The sequence below is a fragment of the Streptomyces sp. SBT349 genome, assembly GCF_001083795.1.
GTDB lineage: Bacteria > Actinomycetota > Actinomycetes > Streptomycetales > Streptomycetaceae > Streptomyces.
Genome location: NZ_LAVK01000665.1, coordinates 1 through 1,448 on the forward strand (window position 1 = coordinate 1; position 1,448 = coordinate 1,448).

Genomic DNA, 1,448 nt, shown 5'->3' on the forward strand with positions numbered 1-1,448 from the left:
GGGGTCAGCAGCTCAGAGAGCCACGTGGGGATGGGGGCGGGAGGGGCGTCCTGTTCGACGCTGTAGAGCCGTCGGTGGACGCTGCTGCCCCCGGCCACCACGTAGCCGCCCCAGGCTCGCGTGTCGACCTTCCACCCCAGCGTTCCTCCGCTCCCACGTAGCCGTTTTTCAGCTGGCGCGGTGAAGTACAGGTGCAGTCCGCCACCGCCGGTGCGGACCGTGAACGTGTCGGTGGGGTAGGGCTGCCCGTGCTGCTCGCACACGGCGGCGAACACGTCCATGCCGTCATGCACACCGGCCTGCGCCCACTCCTGGGGTGGCACGTCGTCCGGGCCCTTCGGCACGTCCAGGTCGATGACGACCAAGCGGGCGGGGCCGGTCGCGATCCCGACGTTGTAAGGGCGCTGAGTCCAGCACGCTGCGATCAGTGCCACGTCGGTAGTGGCCCGCTGCTCCGGCGTGAGGTGGCCGTCCGTGCACCGGCCGGTGCGGGGGCAGTCGGCTTCGCGGTGACCGGCGGGGCGCTTGTCCCCCGGGCGGAGGGGGAAGACGGGCCAGCCGCGTTCGGCGGTGGCCAGTGCGGCGTTCAGAAGCGCCGCACGGTGGTCATGGGCCATAGTTGAGGTCTCCTGTTCTGCGGAACGGGGGATAGGCCCGGCGGGCGGCTGACCTTTGGTGAGGAGTGCCGTCCGCCGGGTGCGTACGTTGCGGGGTCGGAGCGCCTAGGGACTTTGTCCGTCGCGGATGCGGGTGAGGAGTTCGGGGATGGTGCCGCCCATCGCGGCAAGCCGGGTCTCGATGGCGTGCCAGGAATCGGGGTCGATGGACATCAGGGCGTGGACGGCGGCGGCGGTGTCGCCGCGGTGGTGGGCGTTGATGGCGTCGCGGAGTTCGCCGGCGGCCATGAGGGTGATGCGGCCGTGGGTGGTCATCAGCGTCCCCTCTCAGCCGATGCCGGAGATGGCGTCGGTCAGGGCGGTAACGGTCTCGTTGATGCTGTCGGCGGCGTCGGTGTCGGCGAGGTAGAAGCCGAAGAGCGCGCACGCGATGGCGGCGCCGACGCCTACGGCCTTGAACCTCAGCAGGGCGAGAACGAGCAGGCTGAAGACGAGGACGAGGGAGACGGTCACGGTCATGGGTCAGGTCCCTTCTTCGAGGTCGCGCAGGCGGTTGAGGATCTGTGCGCGTTCGGCCTCGCCGCGTTGCCGGGCGGCGCGGAGGAGGTCGAGGTCTACGGCGGATTCGAGGGCGGTCCGCACCTCGTTGGTGAGCTGGGTGGGGCTCATGGCTTCGGCCTGGACGGTCTGCTGCATGTGTTCGCCGCGGCGGTCGGTGGCCTTCTGGGGTGCGGAGGGCAGGCGGTAGCGGGTGATCTGCGCGGCGGTCACGCCAAGCCGTGCGAACGTCGGCGGCGCGGCTCCCAGGTCGAGGGCGAAGGCGGTGATGTC

3 protein-coding genes and 1 pseudogene are annotated in these 1,448 nt (G+C 70.6%); all 4 read right to left on the minus strand.

What is annotated here, in order from left to right; all coding sequences use genetic code 11:
• A partial coding sequence (locus ADY01_RS35640) for a bifunctional DNA primase/polymerase (protein ID WP_049581037.1) occupies positions 1-617 on the minus strand: 617 nt, incomplete at its 3' end.
• Positions 618-722: 105 nt separating this feature from the next.
• Positions 723-932: a hypothetical protein gene (locus ADY01_RS35645; protein ID WP_049581038.1), complete on the minus strand. Its 210-nt coding sequence runs from the start codon at positions 930-932 to the stop codon at positions 723-725.
• Positions 933-944: 12 nt separating this feature from the next.
• On the minus strand, positions 945-1,136 hold the full coding sequence (locus tag ADY01_RS35650) for a hypothetical protein (RefSeq protein WP_049581039.1): 192 nt from the start codon (positions 1,134-1,136) through the stop codon (positions 945-947).
• A 3-nt stretch (positions 1,137-1,139) separates the two neighbouring features.
• Positions 1,140-1,448: pseudogene (locus tag ADY01_RS35655) on the minus strand (hypothetical protein); the annotation flags it as partial.

Coding starts and splice junctions, on each gene's coding strand:
- ADY01_RS35645 (WP_049581038.1), bottom strand. CDS start 932: ATGACCACCCACGGCCGCATCACCCTCATGGCCGCCGGCGAACTCCGC.
- ADY01_RS35650 (WP_049581039.1), bottom strand. CDS start 1,136: ATGACCGTGACCGTCTCCCTCGTCCTCGTCTTCAGCCTGCTCGTTCTC.